Annotated in this window: 21 protein-coding genes, 1 tRNA gene and 1 riboswitch; of the genes, 11 read left to right on the top strand and 11 right to left on the bottom strand. The window is 59.8% G+C overall.

The features are described from left to right. The 5 genes from HMPREF2845_RS06575 to HMPREF2845_RS06555 all read left to right on the top strand — a co-directional run. The coding region (locus tag HMPREF2845_RS06575; RefSeq protein WP_083308744.1) for a transcriptional regulator at positions 1–614 on the top strand (614 nt) is incomplete at its 5' end. Between the two features lie 214 nt (positions 615–828). Then, positions 829–1,539 (top strand): transcriptional regulator, encoded by a 711-nt coding sequence (locus HMPREF2845_RS06570; protein ID WP_070634217.1) that lies wholly within the window; start codon positions 829–831, stop codon positions 1,537–1,539. Between the two features lie 274 nt (positions 1,540–1,813). Next, positions 1,814–2,566, top strand: coding sequence for a preprotein translocase subunit SecD (locus HMPREF2845_RS06565; RefSeq protein WP_070634216.1), 753 nt, complete (start codon positions 1,814–1,816; stop codon positions 2,564–2,566). Positions 2,567–2,828: 262 nt separating this feature from the next. Then, positions 2,829–4,799: an NHL domain-containing thioredoxin family protein gene (locus HMPREF2845_RS06560; protein ID WP_070634215.1), complete on the top strand. Its 1,971-nt coding sequence runs from the start codon at positions 2,829–2,831 to the stop codon at positions 4,797–4,799. A 433-nt stretch (positions 4,800–5,232) separates the two neighbouring features. Next, a complete protein-coding gene (locus tag HMPREF2845_RS06555; RefSeq protein WP_141752957.1) occupies positions 5,233–6,189 on the top strand; it encodes a hypothetical protein in 957 nt (318 codons plus the stop codon). A gap of 121 nt (positions 6,190–6,310) precedes the next feature. Here the strand turns inward: HMPREF2845_RS06555 and HMPREF2845_RS06550 are convergent, their stop codons facing one another. Beyond that, positions 6,311–7,288 (bottom strand): hypothetical protein, encoded by a 978-nt coding sequence (locus HMPREF2845_RS06550; protein WP_070634213.1) that lies wholly within the window; start codon positions 7,286–7,288, stop codon positions 6,311–6,313. Positions 7,289–7,351: 63 nt separating this feature from the next. Between HMPREF2845_RS06550 and HMPREF2845_RS06545 the strand changes: the two genes are divergently transcribed. Beyond that, on the top strand, positions 7,352–8,053 hold the full coding sequence (locus tag HMPREF2845_RS06545) for a hypothetical protein (protein ID WP_070634212.1): 702 nt from the start codon (positions 7,352–7,354) through the stop codon (positions 8,051–8,053). Between the two features lie 165 nt (positions 8,054–8,218). On the opposite strand, the gene HMPREF2845_RS06540 is transcribed toward HMPREF2845_RS06545, so the two are convergent. The 8 genes from HMPREF2845_RS06540 to HMPREF2845_RS06505 form a co-directional block, all read right to left on the bottom strand. Then, positions 8,219–8,884 carry a class I SAM-dependent methyltransferase gene (locus HMPREF2845_RS06540; RefSeq protein ID WP_070593949.1) on the bottom strand — a complete coding sequence of 222 codons (666 nt, stop codon included), beginning with the start codon at positions 8,882–8,884 and terminating at the stop codon, positions 8,219–8,221. A 190-nt stretch (positions 8,885–9,074) separates the two neighbouring features. Next, positions 9,075–10,187, bottom strand: a complete 1,113-nt coding sequence (locus HMPREF2845_RS06535; RefSeq protein ID WP_070634211.1) for a MauE/DoxX family redox-associated membrane protein — start codon at positions 10,185–10,187, stop codon at positions 9,075–9,077. Positions 10,188–10,309: 122 nt separating this feature from the next. Beyond that, positions 10,310–11,365, bottom strand: a complete 1,056-nt coding sequence (locus HMPREF2845_RS06530) for a HesA/MoeB/ThiF family protein (protein WP_070634210.1) — start codon at positions 11,363–11,365, stop codon at positions 10,310–10,312. Then, a complete protein-coding gene (locus HMPREF2845_RS06525; protein ID WP_005509016.1) occupies positions 11,356–12,126 on the bottom strand; it encodes a thiazole synthase in 771 nt (256 codons plus the stop codon). The genes HMPREF2845_RS06530 and HMPREF2845_RS06525 overlap by 10 nt, the downstream gene beginning before the upstream one ends. Before the next feature lie 156 nt (positions 12,127–12,282). Continuing rightward, a complete protein-coding gene (thiS, locus tag HMPREF2845_RS06520) occupies positions 12,283–12,480 on the bottom strand; it encodes a sulfur carrier protein ThiS (protein ID WP_049328087.1) in 198 nt (65 codons plus the stop codon). Between the two features lie 48 nt (positions 12,481–12,528). Then, positions 12,529–13,611, bottom strand: a complete 1,083-nt coding sequence (gene thiO / locus HMPREF2845_RS06515) for a glycine oxidase ThiO (protein WP_070634209.1) — start codon at positions 13,609–13,611, stop codon at positions 12,529–12,531. A 2-nt stretch (positions 13,612–13,613) separates the two neighbouring features. Next, on the bottom strand, positions 13,614–14,234 hold the full coding sequence (locus tag HMPREF2845_RS06510; RefSeq protein WP_070634208.1) for a thiamine phosphate synthase: 621 nt from the start codon (positions 14,232–14,234) through the stop codon (positions 13,614–13,616). Between the two features lie 675 nt (positions 14,235–14,909). Beyond that, positions 14,910–14,980 (bottom strand) — tRNA-Gly (locus HMPREF2845_RS06505). Between the two features lie 153 nt (positions 14,981–15,133). On the opposite strand from HMPREF2845_RS06505, the gene dcd reads away from it, so the two are divergent. Together dcd and HMPREF2845_RS06495 are read left to right on the top strand one after the other, a co-directional pair. Next, a complete protein-coding gene (dcd, locus tag HMPREF2845_RS06500) occupies positions 15,134–15,733 on the top strand; it encodes a dCTP deaminase (RefSeq protein ID WP_005509013.1) in 600 nt (199 codons plus the stop codon). 131 nt (positions 15,734–15,864) lie between these two features. Continuing rightward, positions 15,865–17,196, top strand: coding sequence for a septin family protein (locus tag HMPREF2845_RS06495; protein WP_070634207.1), 1,332 nt, complete (start codon positions 15,865–15,867; stop codon positions 17,194–17,196). A gap of 215 nt (positions 17,197–17,411) precedes the next feature. Here HMPREF2845_RS06495 and HMPREF2845_RS06490 read toward each other — a convergent pair whose 3' ends face one another. Further along, positions 17,412–18,848, bottom strand: a complete 1,437-nt coding sequence (locus tag HMPREF2845_RS06490) for an MFS transporter (protein WP_070634206.1) — start codon at positions 18,846–18,848, stop codon at positions 17,412–17,414. A gap of 160 nt (positions 18,849–19,008) precedes the next feature. After that, positions 19,009–19,242: a DUF4235 domain-containing protein gene (locus HMPREF2845_RS06485; RefSeq protein ID WP_049340557.1), complete on the bottom strand. Its 234-nt coding sequence runs from the start codon at positions 19,240–19,242 to the stop codon at positions 19,009–19,011. Between the two features lie 267 nt (positions 19,243–19,509). Further along, positions 19,510–19,610: riboswitch (TPP riboswitch) on the top strand. Positions 19,611–19,668: 58 nt separating this feature from the next. On the opposite strand from HMPREF2845_RS06485, the gene HMPREF2845_RS06480 reads away from it, so the two are divergent. From HMPREF2845_RS06480 to HMPREF2845_RS06470, 3 genes are all read left to right on the top strand, one after another. Then, positions 19,669–20,301 carry an ECF transporter S component gene (locus HMPREF2845_RS06480; protein WP_049340559.1) on the top strand — a complete coding sequence of 211 codons (633 nt, stop codon included), beginning with the start codon at positions 19,669–19,671 and terminating at the stop codon, positions 20,299–20,301. A gap of 86 nt (positions 20,302–20,387) precedes the next feature. Further along, positions 20,388–21,980, top strand: a complete 1,593-nt coding sequence (locus tag HMPREF2845_RS06475) for an ABC transporter ATP-binding protein (protein WP_070634205.1) — start codon at positions 20,388–20,390, stop codon at positions 21,978–21,980. After that, positions 21,977–22,774: an energy-coupling factor transporter transmembrane component T family protein gene (locus HMPREF2845_RS06470; RefSeq protein ID WP_070634204.1), complete on the top strand. Its 798-nt coding sequence runs from the start codon at positions 21,977–21,979 to the stop codon at positions 22,772–22,774. The genes HMPREF2845_RS06475 and HMPREF2845_RS06470 overlap by 4 nt, the downstream gene beginning before the upstream one ends. Positions 22,775–22,987: the final 213 nt, after the last annotated feature.

The raw sequence follows: 22,987 nt of genomic DNA, 5'->3' as shown, positions 1-22,987 counted from the left end.
CCGAAAGCCAGAGTGCATCCGCGAGCGCGTCTGCCTCCTCCAGCGCGTCTGCGAACGCATCCACCTCGACAGCTACCTCGGCAAGCGCATCTGCAAACCCAAATAGCTCGAGCTCCTCCGCCAAGGAATCCGGAAGCCAGAAGGGTGGCTTGTCGGGTGCATCCGCCATTCCTACGGACGCCACCGATAGTAGCTACGGCCCGAAGGTCTACGAGCATTACAAGGAAATCGTCGAAGAGGCTAAGAAAGATTACTCCACCAAGAGGACTACGAATACTGAAGGTAACGTGTACGCTGACCCTGATGGAAGCATCGCTGTTGTCGAAACTCAAAACGGTAGCTACATCAGCATCGAGAATGACGGCAGCTGGGTACGTGTGACCCCTGAAGGCGAGGTTATCGCCGTGACTGAGAAGGGCGGCTGGGCCGCTGTCAAGCCTAACGGTGAAATCATTAACGTTGATGAGAACGGCGCAGCATCCATTATGAACGTTAAGACCTCGGAGATTTCGGACGACTACCAGTCCGTGGAAGTGCCTAAGACCCCGGCTCCTGTGGGAGATTTCCCTGCCCCGAAGAAGCCCGTTAAGCCGACCAGCCTGGCTGCGAACTAAACGTATCCACCACTTAGCTGGCGACTAGCTAGACCCGCACGCCCCGTGCGCATCCGAACGTGATGCGTGCGGGGCGTTTCTGCGCGCTTGCAGAGTACCGCCAGGATGAGGTGCTAGGCTGGACGCGGGAAATAACGCCCGCTCAACAAGTCCCACCCGTACGGACACCCCGGACGCCCAGCGCAGTTCGGAACCTACCAGAAAAGAGAACACAGTGAAGAAGTCTATCGCTGTTCTGTCCCTAAGCCTCGCCGCAACCCTCGGCCTTGCCGCGTGCAGCCCCACCAACATCAAGGCACCCGCCGAAAGCCAGAGTGCATCCGCGAGCGCGTCTGCATCGGCGACTGCCTCCGCAAGTGCGTCGGCTACCGCTTCCGCGAGCGCATCCTCCGAGTCCAAGGCAAGCGCATCGGCATCCGGCTCAGCAAGCGCATCTGAGAAGAGCTCTTCAGATACCAAGGGCACCGATAGCAGCTCCAGCGACAACGCCGCAGTCGGAATCGGTAAGCAACGATACAACGTCTTCAAGAAGGGCGCTGAACAGGCCAAGAAGGACCCCAACACTAAGAAGAGCACCAACGCTGACGGCGCCGTGTACACCGACACGAAGGAAGGCGCCTCCATCGTCGAAGCTAAGAACGGTGACTACATCCTGATCAAGGATGACGGCGGCTGGATCCGCGTTAGCCCCGACGGATCGCTCAGCAGCGTCAGCGAATCCGGCGACTGGAGCGTCATCAAGACCAACGGCGACACCATCGCTGTTGATGAGAACGGTGAAGCTACCATCACGAACGTTGTCACCGGTGAATACTCCCAGGACTACAAGTCGCTGGAACTGCCCAAGCCCCCGGCCCCCGTGGACGGCTACAGCACCGCCCCGAAGGAAGGCGTGAAGCCGACCAGCGCCAAGACCCACGAGTAGGCAGACCCGTACAGGGGTAGCCGTTCGTAGCGCCTTTCAAAGCTTGAACGCCCCGTGCGCATCCGATAGCGATGCGTGCGGGGCGTTTTGCGTCTTCAAGCTACGCTGAGAAGAGCCGTGAAAGTAGCGGGGGAGGGGAAGCGCCGCAACATCTCAGGGAGCTTTCAGGTCACGGTGCTAGCATGATGGCGTACACCGGGTAGCCCGTGTACAGGTCAACCACACCACGCACTGCGCCGTCGCAGAGCGGCGCATACAGAAAAGAGAAACTACAGTGAAGAAGTCTATTGCTGTTCTGTCCCTGACCATTGCCGGTGCCCTCGGCCTCGCAGCCTGCGGCGGCAACTCCGGCACCAACTCCAACTCCTCCGCATCGGCAAGCGCGTCCGCTTCTGCAACCGCCTCCGCAACTGCCTCGGCACCCGCAAGCACATCCGCAGCAGCAACCAGCGCAAGCACCACCTCCGCAGCAGCTGAAACCACCAAGGCAGAAACCAAGACCACCCAGGGCACCATCAGCGCCCCCAGCGGCCTGCCCAGCGAAGCCGCTGAAGCGCTCCAGAAGGGTCAGGAAGCCGCCCAGCAGGGAGCCTCCGCAGGCTACACCGCCAGCAAGAAAGCCCTGGATCAGCTCAAGGAGCAGTCCGGCGTGAAGAAGGTGCAGACCAGCGACGGCACCGTCTACTACACCAATGAACTTGCCGCATTCGAAGCCAAGGACGGCGCTATCGTCAGCATCCAGAATAACGGTGTGTGGACCAGCATGGACTCCAACGGTACAACCATCGTCGTGAAAGAGGACGGCTCCTGGATTAAGACCAACCCCAAGGACAACCTCTACACCGTTGTCAATGCAGATGGCACCGCATCCGTGCTGAACACCAAGACCTTTGAGCAGGCGACTGACGTCTCCACCATCGAAACCCCGAAGGCACCCGGCCGTATCGACGGCTTCAGCGGCACCGCTAAGACCCCGGTCAAGCCCACCAAGATTGGTGACCTCTCCGAGGTTGCAGGCGCTAAGTAAAAACTAGCGCCTGCCTCCGGGCAGAACAGCCAGAACAGCCCACCAGATAGGGCAACCAGCGCCCCGTGCGCATCCGATAGTGATGCGTGCGGGGCGCTTCTGTGCACCCACACACCACCCGCAATATGACTTAATATGACAGGGCGTTAAGCCCCCAAGTCACAAAGCTCAACTCCCAGCGAACCACCCCCACCACGCTGGCATAATGGGGACAGCAAACCATCGCGCCCACACACGGCGCACCCAACAGGAGAGAGAACCCATGAGCGAGAACACCACCCGCAGCGTACGCGTACGCGCCAGCGAACTCGAAGGCCGCGCCTGGCTCAACACCGGCGACAAAAACCTCACCCTGCAGGACCTGCGCGGCAAAATCGTTATTCTCGACTTCTGGACCCTCTGCTGCATCAACTGCCTACACGTCCTCGACGAACTACGCCCCCTCGAAGAAGAATTCTCCGACGTACTCGTCACCGTCGGCGTACACAGCCCCAAATTCGAGCACGAAGCCGACCCCGTAGCGCTCGCCGCAGCCGTCGACCGCTACCACATCACCCACCCCGTACTCGACGACCCCGAACTGACCACCTGGCAGGCATACACCGCCCGCGCATGGCCCACCCTCGTCGTCGTCGACCCCGAAGGCTACATTGTCGCCCACCTCTCCGGCGAAGGCCACGTGCAGGGCCTCACCTCCCTCGTACGCGAGCTCGTCGCCGAACACGAGGCGAAGGGCACCCTGCACCGCGGCGACGGCCCCTACGTGCCCCGCCCCAAGGCCGCCGGCACCTACGCCTTCCCCGGCAAAGCCATCGAACTGCCCGCCGAATTCGGCCCCGCAAACCTCTTCGGCAACCGCGAACGCACCTACCTCGTCGCAGACACCGCACGCCACCGCATCCTGCAGGTAGCAGCCGACCTCAACACCGTCATCAACACCTACGGCGGCGGCGATGACCCCGTGAACCACCCCGTCAAGGGCCACGTCGACGGCACCGGCACCGAAGCACGCTTCAACGAACCCGCTGGCCTCGCCCTCGTACCCGAACACCTGCGCGAACAGCTCGGCTACGACGTGCTCATCGCCGACACCGTCAACCACCGCCTGCGCTCCCTCAACCTGCGCACCGGCGAAGTCCGCACCCTCGCAGGTAACGGTGTGCAGCGCGTCATCGACGGCGACAACGCCATCACCGGCGACCCCAACCACATCCCCACCGGCGTGCCCGCCACCGAGATTGCGCTCTCCTCTCCCTGGGATGCGGTCTACTCCCGCGAAGCCCGCCAGTTCATCATCGCTATGGCAGGTACCCACCAGCTCTTCGGCTACGAACCCGTCACCGGCGCCGTCAGCATCTTCGCAGGCTCCGGCGTCGAAGGTCTCGCCGACGGCCCCGCCGCCGAAGCCTGGTTCGCACAGCCCTCCGGCATCATCGAAGCACGTGACGGCAGCCTCTGGGTCGCCTGCTCCGAAACCAGCGGCCTGCGCCACGTCACCTTCACCGACAACGGCGTACAGGTCACCTCCGCCGTCGGCAAGGGCCTCTTCGACTTCGGCTTCGTGGACGGCGACTCCGACACCGCCCGCATGCAGCACCCCCTCGGCCTGACCGAGCTGCCCGACGGATCCATCGCCGTCGCCGACACCTACAACGGCGCCATCCGCCGCTGGGACCCCGCAACCGGCACCCTCGGCACCCTCGAACGCGGTCTCGACGAACCCTCCGACCTGCTCGTCGAAGAAGCACTCGGCGAAGAACCGCGCCTCATCATCGTCGAAACCAACGCCCACCAGCTCGTACGCGCCTCCATCCCCGCCAAGGCACAGCACGTCGACGAAGGCGCCATCACCACCGCACGCCCCTCCACCAAGCTCACCGGCGGCACCCTCGAATTCACCTCGCGATTCACCGTGCCCACCGGTCAGAAGCTCGACACCCGCTGGGGCGACCCCACCCAGCTGAAGATCTCATCCACCCCCGAGAACTTCATCCTGGAAGGCGCCGGCACCTCCACCGGACTGACCCGCACCCTCGTACTCAACCCCGAAATCACCGAGGCAGTCCTGCACATCACCGCACGCGCCGCCGCCTGCGACGGCACCCCCGGCGGTGACATCCCCGAGCACGCAGCATGCCACCTCTACCAGCAGGACTGGGGTATTCCCGTCGTCGTGACCGGTGACGAGGCAGACGAAAGTGAACTCGTCCTGGACCTTCGCGGTATCAACTAATCATCTGAATACATACAACAAAAAACAGGAACCGGTACATATCCTCGCTCCTACAGGGAACCCGCCCTCGCTTCGCTCGGGCACCCTGATGTCGCTACGGATAGTACCGGTTTCTTGTTGTCTTCAGAATGTTTGTGGTTTCAGAACGGCTGGTACGCGAAAGAGCCGGGTCATCCTCGCTCCTACAGGGAACCCGCCCTCGCTTCGCTCGGACACCCTAATGTCGCTTCCGGAAGTTGTAGCCTCACCGCCGCTGACTTCTTCCATGGTGGCTGCGTGAAGGAGGGATTCCATTCATAGATGGTGTGACGGGAATTCACATGTATATTTTCGCTAGCAAGTAAATTACCCTGTGAGACGAGATATGAAGCAAGAGACCTAGGATATATAGTATAAACGCACACCTAAACCGATAATGAGAGAGTGCATTGTATTGCGAAAGAAGCATTTTGAAGAGCTGAAGAGTGCCTGGGTTCATTACTATAAAAGGTCTAGGAGAATCTTTGATGAGCCTCAACCCGGGCATGAAGAAAGTTGGCTGTATAGAAATTTCCGTAAACTTTGTACCATATTGGGGAAAGGGGTAGTTTTTGCTATCATTGTGGTTGGCATATTTGCATACCCTGTGCTTTCCTGGAATATATCTAGAGTTGAAAGTTTTTATACATTCTCGCATTTTGAAGCTATCTATATTATTTTTGAATATGTATTTCAGGTAATTGTTTTGCCATCATTTATATATGCGATAATCATTTTGTTTTCTGCTCATTGTATTGCGCTGGTTTTTAAAAGAGTGTTTGATTATGGTGGTTACTCTATTGGATGGCTTTCAAAAATGTATGTAAAAATACTTGGAGATGTTACAGTGGTGGCCATTATTTTTGGGTTGGTTACATTTGCGCTGTCCGTATCTGATGTAAAGCACAAGGCATCTTTCTCCTTGGTTGATTATATGTCGTTTATTACACTTTTGGTTAGTGTTATCTTCTCTTTTGGGTTTCTCGTTAGAGCATTTGCTGCGATGAGAAAATTCTTTAAATATTCCGCCATGGGTATTTTATTTCCTGTCGGATGTGTGGCAAGTTCATGGATTTTCTTTGATGTTATCTTGGGTGGGAATATGTTGGATTATATAGCTAAAGCGGTGACTGGAAGCTATATCGACCCGCTTCTTGCAAGGGTGCAGAAACTGGTCGATGCTACTCCCTCTGATATGTCAGTTATTAGGAAAAATTTTTCGGATAATCCTCTGTTGTGGTTAGGAACTTCATCTCCTGAGTACTCTGTTGTTTTGGGGCAGATGAAGATAGCCCTTTTATGCTTTGCTGTGGTCATCTTCGTATTTTTCTGGGTTCGTGACAGGAAAAGGAACCCTACTGATGAATCATGAGAATACTTCTCTAAAGTATCGAAAATAAATTTTTGTATTAATGTTAAAAAATAAGGGTCAGTATTATCCTCACCTCCATTAGGAGTGAGCATAATACTGACCCTTTTCTACGTAACCACGTCTAGAAGGAGACTCGGACCGCCTTCGCATCCGCCTCCACCGACGCCTTCAACGTAAACGGAATCTCCTTCTGCACCTGCGAACGCGCACCCGTATACAAATCCAACTGGGTAAACGACACCTTCGCCGTACCCGACATCGGCTTCAACGACCACACACCCGCCGAACTCACACTCACCTGCGGATCCGCAACCTTCACCACCGACCACTTCACCTCAGAATCCACACGACCCGTAAACGCATACTCAAAAGGGCACCCACCAGGATAAAGAGTGCTCTGCTGCGTACACTTCTTCAAATGATCCTGCACCTGCTCCTTCACCGACGACAACGCATTATCACTCGGCTTCAACTCCATACGCACCGCATGATTCGCATCCTGCGCAGTCACCACCTCATTCACCTTCTGCGCCGTATAAACCGTCGAATCATACGACACCGCATACACACCCGGATAAAACACCGGGAACGACGCCGCACCATCATCCACCGCAACCTTACGGTTATTAATCGTCGCAGCCTCCACACCCTGAATATTCACCTTCACCGACGGCAAAGACGCCTCATCAATAGCCCACTTATCAAAAAAGCCCCAATGCGTGCCCGAACGGTGCAAACGAAAATCCGTATGCTGCCGCGAACCCTCTAAAGTATAGGACGCACGCACCGTCGCATGCTCACCATCAGCGCTAGTCTCCACCACCTCATACGACACCTCACCCAACGAAGACACCGAACGCCTCAAAGCATCCCCATCCAGCAAAGACGCGTCACCCTCAGGAATCTGCGCACCCAACAAACCACGCGCATACGAACCATTACCCGTACGCAACGCATGAAAATACTCCCGCACCTGACCCGTCGGACCATACACCAGCTTATTTGTCATAACCAGCGCCGCAGCAGCCACAGAAACCGCCACCACAACACCGACCATCCACATTGCCAGGACCCGCTCCACGGGAGAAAAATTACGCATAGAACCAGAGTAACGCAGGTAGTCCGCTAGGTTTCACGCACCGCACACACTAAAGTTGTGTATATGGCAGAACGCGCTCACGAAGTCCCCGCCAAATACGGCGAAGTCAACGAACTATTCCACCCCCGCATGCGCTCCTACGGCAGGCGCATCGAAGCGGCACTCCCCGGCACTATCGTGCTCCTCGCCGCGCTCGCCTTCATCCTCTACAAGCGACCCGCACTGCCGTACACCATCCTCGTACTGCTCATCGGCACCATCGCAGGCGTCAACCTCTACTCAGTCCTCAAACCCACCATCATCGTCATCACCAAAACCCACGTGCTCCGCGCACGCACCTTCGGCTGGTTCGCCGTACCCCTCGAAAAAATCGACCACACCATCTACGCCGAAAAGCTCTACCCCAAAAAAGCCTACGGCCAGAAACTCAAAACCGTCGCCGGCCGCCTACGCTACCGCAGCTTCCCCGCCATGTGGGCCGTCGACAAAGACGGCAAACAGCTCATGCGCGTCGACGGCCGCGTCTGGGACGGCAAAACCATGCGAGAAGTCTCCTCCAAACTCTCCCCCCAGACCACCATCTACAAGCAGATCAACGTGGTCAACATGGACAAAGAACACAAGGGACTCATCACCTTCAACGAACTGCACCCCGGCTGGCGCTCCAGCCTCATGACCGCGCTCGCCGTCATCATCGTGGCAATCCTCTTCGCCGCATCCTTCCTGCCCGAAGAAATCGCCCGCAACATCTACCTCATCCACTAGAACACCCGTTCTTCAACGGTGCTTCTTTTCGGATGCGCATCTTCAGGACGCGCAAAGGCCCGGCACCCACTCCACACGGGGTAGGCGCCGGGCCATTTGTATGCCTAACTCAAGACGCACTGCACGCTAGCTCAAAACGCACTGCGCCCAGTTTTAGATGCGAGCCTAGTTCGCCGGGCGCGACAGCACCGCCACCAAAAACTCCGAAGAACCCTCCACAAACGGGTGCATCTGCCATGAAGAGTAGGTGTTATCCACGTTCAGGCCAACCTCGCGGGCATCCGCCAAAAACTGCTCAAACGCATAATCACGGCCCGGACCCGAACCATAACCCACGACAGCGCGGCCACCCGGCGCCAACACACGACGGAAATTCTCCACCACCGGCTTACGAGTCGAACGAGCCAAGAAACCCATCACATTACCCGCACACACCAGCAGCTCAAAACCATTCTCCGCCGTAGCCTCACCCTCAATACCCAGTACCTCCGGCAAATCCACCAAATCGGCAGTAATCCACGTAGCATCCGGACAGACGCGGCGCGCCTCCTCAATCAGCTCAGGATCAATATCCACACCCGTCACACGGTGACCCAACGCGTGCAGCTGCTTACCCACACGACCGGGACCCGAACCCGCATCAAGAATCTTCGCGCCACGAGAAGCCATAGCGTTCAACAGACGAGACTCACCCGCCATATCATTACCCTCAGCCTCCATTGCCTTAAAACGGTCAATGTACCACTGAGAATGATTCGGGTTGCTCTCCTTACGGACCAACCACAGTGACTTCTCACGCTCGCCCGGAGCGTTGAAACTCATCATTGCCATAAAAACTCCTTAGACAGGGTTGAGGATGCGCCAACCGCCACCAGGCAAGGTGACTGCGGCATATAAGCGGTGTGTGCACTACGTTCTAGCATAGCCCCACCCGGCACCTGCCGGTAAGGGCAGTAAGAGCCGGACGGGGCTATCGGAAGCGCTACAGAGGCGCTACGGGGGCTGGACGATAGGAGCGTGTTTAGAGGTGGTCGCCCTCAACATTCGACGGACCCGCTGCAAACGCCTTACGCATCTGCTCCTGGCGCTCCTCCTCAGCCAGACGAGCAGCCTCAGCGAACTGCTCCTCAATATCGGCAAGCAGTGCCTCAACCTGCTCCTTACCAGCCACCGGGCCGCCAGCAATCAGACCATCAGCACCCAAAACCACAGCCAATGGCACACCATTACCAAAATTCGCGCGCGAACCCGCCTCACGGTCAATCAACGGAGTCAAACCCTCCGGCAACGTACCCGCATTACGCGAGGTCTGCAACGACTCCAGGCTCGAATACACCGGATGCAACGCCACCTGCGGCAGACGCTCCTGCCACGAAGTCATCGTCTTCAAAAACTTCACACAACCAGCGCAGGTCGCCGACACAAACACCAGCACACGCGCCTGATTCTTAGCCAACGCACGCAAATTCGTGTGGCGACCATTCTCCAGATACAGCGCCGCATGCGGAATCGGCATGCGAACATACTGCTCTTCACCGTTCTCGTCATACACCGGCTCCGGCAAAATCACCTCAGCCTGCGGCTCCGGCTGCGCAAGAGCATCACCGCGGCGAACAGCCTCCAACGTCAGCGCAATCAGCGCCGCACCAAAAACCCAAGTCCAGCCGCTATTACCCAGACCCAGCAGAGTCGACACAACACCCGTGCCGCCCTTCAACGCGCTCGCATGCGCACCAGCCGCCGCCAACAACAACGCAACATTACGGACCAGCGTGTAACGGCTCACCGGCGCATTCGACTCAGAGCCGAAACAATTACAACCCGCAGTACGACCCGTAGCCAGCGCGCGCGCAATCACCACCGTATAGAACAGCATCAGAATCAGTGCCAAACCCGACGCAATCACCGCAGGCAAACGCACCGGCGACAGCAGCAGGACGGCGGCTAGGGCAATCTCGAACCACGGCAGGACAAACGACACCAGGCGGGTCGGCGCAATCTTCTCCAAACCAAGATTCTGAATACCAGTCACGGTACTCTGCGGGTCCTTCGCCTTAGCGATACCGCTAACGAGCAGGGTTAGGGTGATGAGAGCCGTGCACAAAACAAGCGGCACAGTAGGGACGGTGAGCATAAAACTCCTAGAGTGAGTGTGCGAAAACAGGAGGCGGCAGGGCAGTTTTTAGGCAGAATAAACCGCGCGATGTGCCGCCGTGTTATACACGATTTTACGCCCTGCACATGGGGAAACCGTCTCTACAGTGCCGTGAGGCGCACCCCGTACTCGCCCGCCAGCTCCGCGTACGCCTGCACAAAGCGCTGCGCTCGCGCACCCGAGGCACAGAAAACGCCCACATGCTGATCACGCACCGACTCAAACAGGCTCAGCAGCTCCGCGGGCACGTCGGTTGCCGGCAGCAGCGACCCCTCAGCGTCGCTCAGCTGCGACAGCGGCATATGCATCGAACCCTCATGCTTCACCGACTCCTCACGCTCGGGCACCTCACGCACATCCAGCAGAACCTGCGGAACCTCATGTGCCGACAAATCCACCGGCACTACACGCGCCGGATCCGGCACCGCTCCAAACGACGTACACGTACCCGACAAGGCATCATACGTCAGCAGAGTGCCCGCCGCCGTCGGCAGACCACTCACAAACTTGAGCACCTCCGTCGCCATCAGCGAACCAACCACAGCCGTCGTCGCACCCAACACCCCGGCAAGCGCGCACGACTCCACCGTCTGCGGAATCGTCGGAAAAATATCACGCAAATGCGCGCCATCCGGCTCAAAAAGACTCACCGACCCGCCAAAACGCAAAACCGTGCCCCACACCAGCGGCAAACCCGCAACCTGCGCAGCATCCGCAATCAGATACTTCGACGCAAACGTATCTGTACAATCCACCACACAATCCGGTGCCGACGCGGCGAAAAGATCCAAAATCCAGGACGCATCCACATGCCGGATTGTCGTCTCAACCGTCAACGACGGGCACAACTCCAGAGCACGGCGCGCCGCTACCTCCGCCTTCGGCTCACCCACATCAGACACCCCAAAAAGCGGCTGACGCTGAATATTCGACAGCTCCACCGAATCAGAATCCACAATATGCAGATACCCTACGCCAGCCGCCGCCAACGCCTGCACCACCGGACAGCCCAAACCGCCAGCACCAATCACGAGCACACGCGCCGCCGCGACCGCGTCCTGATCAAAGCCGGGGAGGCGACGTTGACGGTCCGTGCGCTCGCGATCCAGACGCGCATGCTTCGGATTCACCGGGGTAGGGGTGAGATTTACATCCACGAGACAAAACCCTCCGACGGCGACGATGCTTTCGCGTGCTCACGCACCGGAATACGGCCAGCCTCACGCGCCAACGCGCCCGCCTGCACCGCAAACTTCATCGCCTGAGCCATTGCTACCGGATCCTCAGCACGATTCACCGCCGACGCCAACAACACCGCGTCGCAACCCAGCTCCATCGCCAGGGCGGCGTCCGAAGCGGTACCCACGCCGGCATCCAGAACCACCGGAACCTGCGCGCGGGAAGCAATCAGCTCAATATTGTGCGGGTTCAAAATGCCCAGACCGGTACCAATCGGCGCGCCCAACGGCATAACCGCCGCAACGCCCGCATCCTCCAGGCGAGCGGCAGCCACCGGATCGTCAGAGGTGTACGCGAGCACCGTGAAATCCTCAGCGACCAGCTGCTCGCAAGCATTCAACAGCTCCACGGTGTCCGGCAGTAGGGTGTCTTCGTCGTGGATGATCTCGACCTTCACCCAGGAAGTGCCCAGCGCCTCGCGGGCGAGCATCGCGGTCATCACCGCATCGGCTGCGGTGCGGCACCCTGCGGTATTGGGCAGCGGCGCAATATTGAGCTTCTGCAGAAGCGGAAAAATGGGGGTGCCTGCGGCGTGACGGCGCATGGCAACGGTCGTCATTTCGGTGCCGGAGGCGATGAGCGCCTGCTCGAGCAGGTCCATGCTGGTTGCGCCTCCGGAACCCATGATGAGGCGGGATGTGAAGGTGCGGTCGCCGATGGTGAGCGGTGTGAGGCTCATGGTGTTCTCCTCTGTGGGAACGTCTAGATAACGGGGTTTGCTGGTTGGTGCGGGGCGCTACGGTGCGCCCGGTTTAGGGAACAAAAACCGAGAATATCTGTTCTTTTTGCCGGTGGGTATGAGCCGGCGGGAATCTCGCCGGTTCAGGCTGGAAGATTAGCCGCCCTGAACGGCGGTGAGGGCATCCACCCTATCGCCCTCGTTCAGCGGCACATCCAGCCACGTGGAACGCGGCACGATACTGCGGTTGAGCGCCACAGCCACGCCATTTTCGGTACCGAACTGGTCCATGACAAGGTCAAATACGGTGCGGGCATTCGTGGTTAGCGGCTCGCCGTTGTAGGTGATAATCATGCGAAATCCTTTCGTGAAGGTGCCGGGTGCATCCGGCGGGGACTGTGTTTAGTGGGTGAATCGTGCCGGGTCGCACGCCTGCATGATGGGCGGAATCTCAGCCCCGCAGGCGACCTCCGCACCAACCTTGCCGGCGAGCGCGGCAAGCAGAATACCGTGGCGGAAATAGCCCGTGGACACGAGCTGGCGGGTGCCGTCAGCGCGAGTGCGGTGCCCGAAGATAGGCAGGTCGTCCGGGGTTCCGGGGCGGGCGCCGACGTTCGCCTCCAGAAGCTCGCACTCTTCAACGGCGGGCACGAGCCGGATTGCGTCACGTAGCAGCTGGTGTACGCCGTCAATGGCGGGTAGTGTGCGGTGGTCTTCGCGGCTGGTCGCGCCGATGCACAGCTCCCCGTCGGGGCGGGGGATGAGGTAGACGGGGCGGGAGTTCACGTAGCCGCGCACTACATGCTTGAGGATGGGCCGCGGGGCTCGCAGACGCAGAATGTCCCCGTAGACGGGGCGTAGCGGGTAGTCCCCGTGCAGTGTTGCCCCTAGTCCAGTGCAGATAATGTCGCCTGCGTCCGGGTCGGTGACCCGTTCGGTGCTGAAGGTGACGCCGCGGCGGGTGAGGGCGTCTTTGAGGGCGCGCCTCATGAGCCGCGGGTGTAGCTGATGGTCACTGGGGATGCTCACGGCGCCAGCGATACGCGGTGCCAGGAGCGGTTCGAGGGTGCGCGCCTGCGTGGGGGTGACGGGGTCTGCGGGGCGGTTCATGTCCCGGTAGTAGGCGCGGGTGCGTTGCAGGTGCTCGGCGTCGGCACGGTCGGCTGCGATGATGAGCGTGCCGGTGGTGTCGTAGCCGGTGGGCAGGTCGGTGGCGTGGCTGAGCCTGCCCATGAGGGAGGGGTAGGCGTCGGCGCTGGCGGTCATGAGCGGGAAGAGCGCGTCCTGCTGGAATTGCACTTCTGCGATGGGTGCGAGCATGCCGCCGGCGTAGTGGCTAGCGGCGGGGTAGATCGCGGTGCCATCGTCGGCGGTGCCGTAGTCGCTGGTTTCGGCGTCGATGAGGTGCACGTTCTCGCCGCATTCGGTGAGCTCAAACGCGGTGGTGAGGCCAATGATTCCGCCGCCAATGATGGTGATGGTCATGGCTATGCCTTCAGCGCGGGGTTATCGACGAAGGCGCGGACCATGGCGATTCCGGCAACTCCGGTGGTGCGGATGGCGGGGCAGTCTTCGGGGGTGATGTCGCCGATAGCTACGGTGGGTACGGCGGACAGCTCGGCAAGTTCGCGGAGCCCATCAATGCCGAGGGGCGGGCGGTTGGACTGCTTGGTGGGGCTGGGGCGGAACGGCCCGGTGCCAATGTAGTCGATCAGGTGCGCGATTTTGTTGGATTCTTCGACGAGCTGCCGGGTGCCGGTGGTCAGGCCGATGATCGCGTCGGCGCCGAGGAGGGCGCGGGCGTCGGCTACGGGCAGGTCGTCTTGACCGATGTGCACGCCATCAACGCGCACGCCGCGGGCACGCAACGCGAGGGCGACATCGACACGGTCGTCGATGAGGAGGGTCTGGTGCGGCTGGATGATGCCGGCGATAGCTTCGGTGAGCTGGTAGAGCTCGCGCGCGCTGATGGGTTTGGACCTAACTTGGATGCAGGTGGCGTGTTTGGCTGCCCGGACGGTTTCGAGGGGGTTGTTGCCTGTGACGAGGTAGAGGTTCAGGTCGAGGGGGCGTGCGGGGGTGGTGTAGGGGTGCGTTTCGCGGGTCATGCGGGTCTACGATTCGTCGTCGAGTAGCTGTTTTTGAGAAAATCTCTCATTGAATTTCTGTGGTTAGGTTAGCACAGCTGCGTGGGGAGTTGAACATTCTTCAAGTGTTTTGGGGTGGCTCGCGGGGTGTGTTCCTCGCTCGTGTAGGGGAGCCTGCCGGATGTGATGGGATGCTTTGAGGCGTACGCTATACACTTCCTTCGCTCCTGCAGGGGACCCGCCCTCGCAGAGCTCGGGCACCCTGATGTCGCTGCAGGAAGGTATAGCGGCACCGCGCTCGCATGCGCTACAAGGAATCCTTTCATCGCAAGCCCGCAGGTAGGTGCCCAGACACCCCTACGGAACCACCACCGCACCCAAATACCTATCTTGTTCCCCGGTGAGCTGTCTGCGGTACCTAACCCGAGTATTCTCCTTCCCGCCTCCGCGCACACTCTTCCCAAGCCGAGGGCCCGCGGTTCGTTTCCTGCCGCACAGCCGCACCCACTACTCCACCTGCCCAGAGAAGGGGAGAGAGCTAGTAGGGGAGAGGCCGGTATGTTCCGCCGCGACATCAGGGTGTCCGAAGCGAAGCGAGGACGGGTTCCCTGCAGGAGTAAGGAACATACCGCCTCGACCCGCTCAACCTAACTCAAAATAAAAAGCCTCCTACCGTGAAGTAGGAGGCATGAGAAGAGCGGCTGACGGGAATCGAACCCGCGTATCAGGCTTGGGAAGCGTGCGCTCTACCATTGAGCTACAGCCGCATCCTTTTCAGTGTATCGCGCCTGCTTGTCGAGGGCGAAATGTGTTGCGGCTGTTTGTGTGCCGGGCGCAGGGGTTGAAATGTGATGTAGGCCTGTGTGCTGGGGCTGGTGGATGCCTGCACGTGGGTGGTGTTTGCCAGGTATCCTTTAAACGTGCTTATTTCAGATCGCGATATTCGTCAAGAGATTGCTGATGGGCGCATCGTTCTTGATCCGTTCGATGAGTCGATGATTCAGCCTGCAAGTGTGGACGTGAGGATTGATCGTTTCTTCCGTCTGTTCGATAACCATAAGTACCCGCATATTGATCCTGCTCAGCCGCAGGAGGATTTGACGCGCCTGGTTGAGGTGGCTCCTGATGAGCCGTTTATTTTGCATCCGGGTGAGTTTGTGTTGGGTTCTACGTATGAGAAGGTGACTCTGCCTGATGATGTGGCTGCCCGTTTGGAGGGTAAGTCGTCGTTGGGTCGTCTGGGTCTTCTGACTCACTCTACGGCTGGTTTTATTGATCCTGGTTTTTCGGGGCATGTGACGCTTGAGTTGTCGAATATGGCGACTTTGCCGATTATGTTGTGGCCGGGTTCTAAGGTTGGTCAGTTGTGTTTCTTCCGTTTGAGTAGCCCGACTGAGCATCCGTATGGTTCTGGTGCGTATGGTAACCGTTACCAGGGTCAGCGTGGCCCGACTGCTTCGCGTAGTTATTTGAATTTTCATCAGACGATGATTCCTGCGGATGGTTCTGTGGAGTCTTAGTCTTTCCCGCTTTGGGGTGCGGGCGTGCAGGCTGTGTGTTTGTGCGCCCGCGTTGGGCGGTTTTTTCGCCTGTTGTGCTCGTGCGTTCACTCGCGTGCGGGTTTTTATCTCTCACTCTCTAAGGATTTTTGATGAATCTGAAGCCTGTTGTTCTGCGTGTTGCTGGCGCGGAAGTTTCTTTGTATCTGATTGATATGTCGGACTCTTTTGTGGAGCGTTTTAAGAAGGCGTGGGAGCCTCTTGCTCCGGAGTTTTTTGAGACTCCTGATGAGGCGTATGCTTCGTTGTCTCGTTTTGATCAGGTGATGCTGGTTCATGCGCCGACTGATGAGTCGGTGATGGATTTGGCGAATCCGTTGATGGGTTCGTTTGATAAGGTTTCGACGCTGCGTGTGGCTGATGATGATTCGGGTATGCAGGATCTGACGAGCCGTATTACGTTGGCGATGATTGAGCAGCTGGTTGGTCGCGGTGTGATGCTGCATGCGGCTGTTATTGGTGACCCTGAGTCGAAGTGTGCTGTGGCGCTGGTGGGTGTTTCTGGTAGCGGTAAGACGACTGCGTCGCGTTTCTTGGGTTCGAAGTTTGCGTACTTGACGGATGAGACTGCGATTATTTCGGATGAGGGTGTTGTGTCGCCGTATCCGAAGCCGCTGTCTGTGATTGTTGACCCGAATGCGCCGAAGGATCAGCAGAACCCGGTGGATCTGGGTCTGAACGTGGTTGATCGTGATGACCTCAGCTATGAGCTGTCGCGTATTGTGTTCATTTCTCGTGATGAGTCGGCTTCTGAGCCGTATTTTGAGCGTGTTCCGCTGCATGAGGCTCTGGTGTTCTTGAGTGAGCAGAGCTCGGGTTTGGCGCGTCACCCTGAGGGTGTTGTGTCGCTGGCTAAGCTGGTGGAGCGTTGCGGTGGCGTGTGGCGCCTGGTGTACTCGGAGATTGAGGATACTCTGCCGCTGGTTCAGGATCTGCTGAATGGTGGTGAGCTGCCGAACGCTGATGAGGTTGAGAAGCTGGAGAAGTACACGGCTGAGGATCACCTGCCGGGTGTGTTCTTGAACGGTACGATTGCGGTTTCTCGTATGCCGGGTACTTCGGGTGTGCGCGTGGGTGAGGACGGCCCGTTCTTGCTGCTGTGTGACACTGAACTGAATGAGCTGTCTGATTTTGCGGCTGAGTGCTGGCTGCAGGCTGAGGGCGACATTTCGTACGATGACCTGTTTGCGCGTTTGGCTGAGATCTTTGAGGGTCTGCCTGCGGAGGCGTATGACGAGAACCTGAGCGCTCTGGCGGCTGGTTCGATGCTGTGGGTTCGTGTGATTGATGATCCGCTGATTGATGACGCGACCTGGGCTCAGATGACTAGCGATGAGGTTCTGGATGAGGAGGAGCAGCAGATTGCGCTGGATTCCTCTGAGGACGCTGCCTCTGACGATGAGGACGACGTGGTGGAGGATTAGCCACTGCGGATCTCTGACGTGTCTCTCAGACACAGTTCGCTGAGCTCCGTCTGATGGGCACTGCTTAAGCACAAGGGAGGGGCGGGTAGAAGATGATCTTCTACCCGCCCCTCCTTTTACGTTTGTGGGGGTTGTGTTTGCAAGGTCGCGTTTGCGGGGTTTGCAGGACGCTTAGCCCCGTGACGCCTTACTGGGTTGCCTTACTGTGCAGCCCCTTACCGGGCGGCCTTGTCGCGGCGCTTCTGTTCACGCTTCTGCTCGCGGCGAGCCGCACGCACACGCAGCGCGCCGGGCGCCTTCACCGGCAGCAGCAGGAGCAGACCCGCCACCACAACGATCAGAATACCGAGCACACCCCAAATCTGCGCGCCCATGATGCTCACGCACAGACCGAATAGCATCGGAGCCAGGAAGCTCGTGGCACGACCGGTAGTCGAGTACAGGCCGAACAGCTCACCCTCAGTGCCGGGCTCAGCCAGGCGAGCCAGGAAGGTGCGGGACGCCGACTGCGCCGGGCCCACGAACAGGCACAGCAGCAGAGCGCACACCCAGAACACACCAGGCTGAGGGAAGAACAGCAGCGGGGTAGCCGCCAAGATAATGCCGACCAGCGAGATAACAATAATCGCCTTCGGGCCCAGGTAGTCATCCAGGTAGCCGCCCAGAATCGCGCCAACCGCGGCGACAGCGCTACCGGCAATACCAAACAGAATCACCTCGGAGGTGCTGAAACCGAACGTGCCCGCCGCAAGAATACCGCCGAACGTAAAAATACCGGACAGACCATCACGGAACACCGCCGAAGCAATCAGGAACCACAGGGTCTGAGGGGACGTCATCTTCAGCCGCTTAATGGTGCGCCACAGTGCCTTGTAGGAGGCGAGCAGACCGCCCTGACGAGCCGGGGAGAGACGCTCCATACCGAGCTCCAGGAAACGCAGCTCGCGGGTGGGCAGCACCTCCGGCAGGAAGCGCTCGCGGGTGCGCATACGCACCAGCAGCGGCACGCAGAAGATGAGGCACCAGGCGGCGGCGAACAGCGCGACCGCACGGATATTCAGGGCGTTATCGGTGGTCAGGCCGAGCACCTCGGGGGTAAGCACAAAACCCCACAGCACCACAGCCAGCGCCAGGATGCCGCCAATGTAGCCGGCAGCCCATCCAGCGCCCGAAATCTTACCGATATTGTCCGGGTTAGAGATGCGCGGCAGCACGGCGTTATAGTTCACGTACGCGAACTCGCTGAACACGCTCGCTGCAGAAATCAGGGTCACACCAAGCCACAGGTACTGCGGGGTGGGAGCCACGAAGAAGCACGCCGCCATCGAAGCGACCAGCAGTAGCGTGTTCACGCCGAGCCAGAAGATGCCGCGGCCAGACTTGTCGTTACGCTGACCGGTCACCGGCGCCAGAATCGCAATGAGGAACCCTGCAATGGTCAGACCCAGAGACAGCGCCGAGGAGGTCTCTTCGGGAGTGCCGAAATAGCTACTGGTCAGGTACACGGTGAAGATGAAGGTCATCATAATCGAGTCGAAGCTCGACGAACCAACATCCCACATGACCCAGGACGCGACCGAACGGCGGCTGTTCGCGTGGTCAACGACCCTACGCGGAGCCTTCGTCTTAGGGCGGGGAGAAGAAATAGTCATAGTTGTGCTTTCGGATGCCGAGGTGGCGCTTCAGCGTAGCGGCGGCATGAAACCGGCTGAAGTGGGGCGGGCGTGCTGAAGAGGGAACACCAGGCGGTACGTACCGAGTGGAGATACGTACCGCCTAGTTCATGAACTTTCGCGCGGAGAGCGCAAAGTCTTAGTTGAAGAAACGACGCTGCAGGCGAGCAATACCGAAGCTCACTACAGCACCGACGACGGAGGTCAGAACGGTCCAGAGGATGACCTGACGCAGGGTGTCTTCAGAGTCGTGGGAAATGGCGGGAGGCTGGTTGCCGGTAGCCTTGGTCCAGGCTGCGCCCAGACCCTTACCAACCAGGGCAGCAGCGCCCATGTTGATACCCGCAATGGCAAGCTTAGCGACGGGGTTCATGTGTATCTCCTTAGCTGTATACGATGCGGCGTCCTGCCCGTGAACCCCTTCGGGGTTGGGTGAGAAAAGAGCGCCACTCCCTAGCGTATAGGGTTTAAGGCGTTCGTGCCGCCTTGGAGCCTCTCCGTCCCAAAATTGTACACCGTGCAATTCTGTAATGTGGGCAGAAGAACGAAACAAAAAGCGGCAAATTGGCGCGAACAGCCAGACACGCCTACAATCGAACCTGGACTTCCGCCCGCACCAAAACGGTACGGACAAGGAAGCCCACAACGACAGGGGAGCGCCACCGAGGCGCTGAGAGTGCTAAGCAGACCCTCGAACCTGATCCGGTTAGTACCGGCGTAGGGAGTCGAATTTCTTCTCAATGCCCTCGTCCATTCAGAGGGCGAGGACATTCCCCTTCCAACGAAGGAAGGACCACCAATGTCGCAGAACGTAACCCCCGCCTCCAAGGCATCTAGCCAGGCAGAATCGAAGAAGCCGAACCTGCGCTGGCGAGTCAACGAAATCGTTATCGCCGCAGTTATCGCAGTAGCCTGCGCCGTCATCTTCTGGATCTGGGACATCGCAGTCGGCCCCGCCGCCAAAACTGCACTCGTAGCAGCACCCGAATTCCGCCCCATCGTCGCCGGCGCATGGCTGCTCGGCGGCACCCTCAGCGGCCTGCTCATCCGCAAGCCCGGTGCGGCACTCTTCGGTGAAATCGTCGCAGCATTCATCTCCGTGCTCTTCACCGGCGGCGCGTGGAGTGGTGAAATCCTGATTGCCGGCTTCTTCCAGGGCGTTGGCGCTGAAATCGCCTTCGCAATCTTCCGCTACCGTCGCTGGGACGCATTCGTAGCGGTCTTCGCCGGTGCGCTCAGCGGCCTGTTCATGGGTGTTAACGAAATCTTCATCTACTACCCTGACATGGAACCGGTCAAGGCAATCATCTACGTAGCGTGCGCCGTCATCTCCGGCGCAGTGATCGCAGGCTTCCTCGCGTGGATTCTCGTGCAGAACCTCGCCAAGACCGGTGTGCTCTCCTCGCTGGCATCCGGCAAGACCCGCCGCTAACCGTCAGCAACTAGCCACCCCTAGTCACTCACCACGAGTCACCACTCGGCACACTACAGCAGCCACACAAAGGCTAAGGAACCATCATGGAAGCAACACCGCGCGGGGCGCGCATCGAGCTCAACAACTTCAGCTGGCACCACCCCGGACGCCCAGAACCCGTCATCAGCGGACTCAACCTCACCATCAACCCCGGTGAAAAAGTCCTGCTACTGGGCACCTCCGGCGCAGGCAAATCGACGCTCCTGCACGCCATCGCCGGTGTGCTCCATGATGACGACGGCGAATCCGCCGGCGGCACCATCACCATCAACGGGCAAGCACCCGCCGAAGCGCGCGGCACCGCAGGCATGATGCAGCAGGACCCCGAATCCTCCATCGTCATGGCAACCGTCGGCAACGACGTCGCCTTCGGCCCCGAAAACCTGCGCGTACCCCGCGAAGAAATCTGGGACCGCGTCACCGAAGCCCTCACCGCAGTAGGGCTCAACCACCTGCCCCTCGACCACCCCAGCAGCGCACTGTCCGGCGGACAGAAGCAGCGCCTCGGCCTGGCGGGCATCCTCTCGATGCACCCCGGCGCCATGATTCTCGACGAACCCACCGCCAACCTCGACCCCTCCGGCGTGCAGGAAGTACGCGATAGCATCCTCACCGCTGCGGAGGCGACCGGCGCGACCCTGCTCGTCGTAGAACACCGCGTGAGCATCTGGGCACCGCACATGGACCGCATTATCGTGCTCGGCGAAGGCGGCACCATCACCCACGACGGCGCACCCGACACCGTACTCACCGAAGCCCGCCAAGAACTCATCGACGCAGGCGTGTGGGTACCCAACTACGTGCCGCGTGCACCGCAGAGCGACAGCGATAGCGAACACGGCGAAGCGCTACTGCGCGCCGAAAACCTCAGCATCACCCGCGCACAACCCACCCCCAAACAACGACGCGCACGCCGACGCACCATCAAACGCTTCGGCGACACCCCCGCACCCGCACCCATCGACCTGCCTGTCCTGCGCAGCGGCATCAACCTCACCCTGCACGCCGGCGAACACCTCAGCGTGCTCGGCCCCAACGGCGCCGGCAAATCAACCCTAGCCCTCACCCTCGCAGGGCTCCTCACCGCACCCGACGGCACCCTCGCCGCCACCGACACGCTGCGTAACCACGGCGGTCAGACTGCACACTGGGACGTGCCCACCTGGACCCCAGCCCAAATGCTCAGCCGCATCGGCTACGTCTTCCAAGAACCCGAATACCAATTCATCCGCGGAACCGTACGCGAAGAACTCGAACTCGGCCCCCGCCGACTCGCCGCACTCACCCGCAACCCCCTCGACGAAGACGACCTCACCGCCCGCACCAACGAACTCGCAACCCGCCTACGCCTCACCCACCTACTCGACGCCAATCCCTTCACCCTCTCTGGCGGCGAAAAACGCAGGCTCTCCGTTGCCTCCGCACTCGCCACCGCACCCAAAATCCTCATCCTCGACGAACCCACCTTCGGCCAAGACGCACGAACCTGGGCAGAACTCGTCGACCTCATCCGCGAACTACTCGCAGGCGGCACCGCCGTCATCTCCATCACCCACGACGAAGACTACACCGCCGCACTCGGCGGCAACCACATCACCCTCGAAGCCACCGCAACCCCCGGAAAGGAGAACGCATGAACACCGACTTCTTCGGCACCATCGACCGAACCAGCTACTTCAGCAACCTCAACGCCGGCGTAAAACTCATCGTCTCCTTCGCCCTCATCATCGCCGCACTCATCGTGCGCGACCCCCTCACCTCCGGAATCCTCTTCGCCCTCGAACTGCTCGGATTCATCCTCGTCGGATTCCGACCCGTCAACGTCCTCGCCCGCTTCTGGCCCATCCTCATCGCCGTCATCACCACCGGCTGGTCCGTCGCCATGCTCAGCGCCAAAAGCGGCACCACGATCCTCGACCTCGGCTTCAACAGCATCACCACCGACTCCGCCGCCGTCGGCGCAGCCATGATGATCCGCTCCCTCGCCATGGTCCTACCCACCCTCGCATTCGTACTCACCACCGACCCGACCGACCTCGGTGACTCCCTCGCACAAACCTTCAAACTACCCTCCCGGTTCGTGCTCGCCACCGTCGCCGCCCTGCGCCTCGTCGGCATCCTCTTCGCCGAATGGAACGCCCTCGGCCAGGCACGACGCGCCCGCGGACTCGGCGCGGGCCAATCCCTCGCCGGACGAGCCCAAACCTTCGGCGGACAAAGCTTCGCCCTGCTCGTGCAGGCCATCCGCCGCGGCTCCCGCCTGGCCATCACCATGGAGGCGCGCGGCTTTGGCGCGGGCGAACGCACCTGGGCGCGCGTACCCTCGTATTCGCGCCGTGACGTGCACGTGAGCATTGCCGCCGCCGTCATCATTGCTGTTGCGTACGGTGCATCTATTGCTGCGGGTACGATTCAGTTCCTCTGGGGCTAGTTCGTTCTTACAGTAGGTTGCGGTTTCGTTTTCGTGACCCCGCTTGGGAAGCGGTATCCGCCCTCGTTCCTACAGGGGCACCCGTCCTCGCTTCGCTTCGGACACCCTGATGTCACTACGGGCGATACCGTCTTCCCACGCTGGGCTACGGAGGCGCCCGCACTCTTCCTTCGCTCCTACAGGGAACCCGCCCTCGCAGAGCTCGGGCACCCT

The sequence above is a fragment of the Rothia sp. HMSC065B04 genome (assembly GCF_001812285.1).
Lineage (GTDB): Bacteria > Actinomycetota > Actinomycetes > Actinomycetales > Micrococcaceae > Rothia > Rothia mucilaginosa.
Note: the sequence above shows the minus strand (reverse complement) of the source record. Positions and strands in the feature narration are given on the sequence as shown.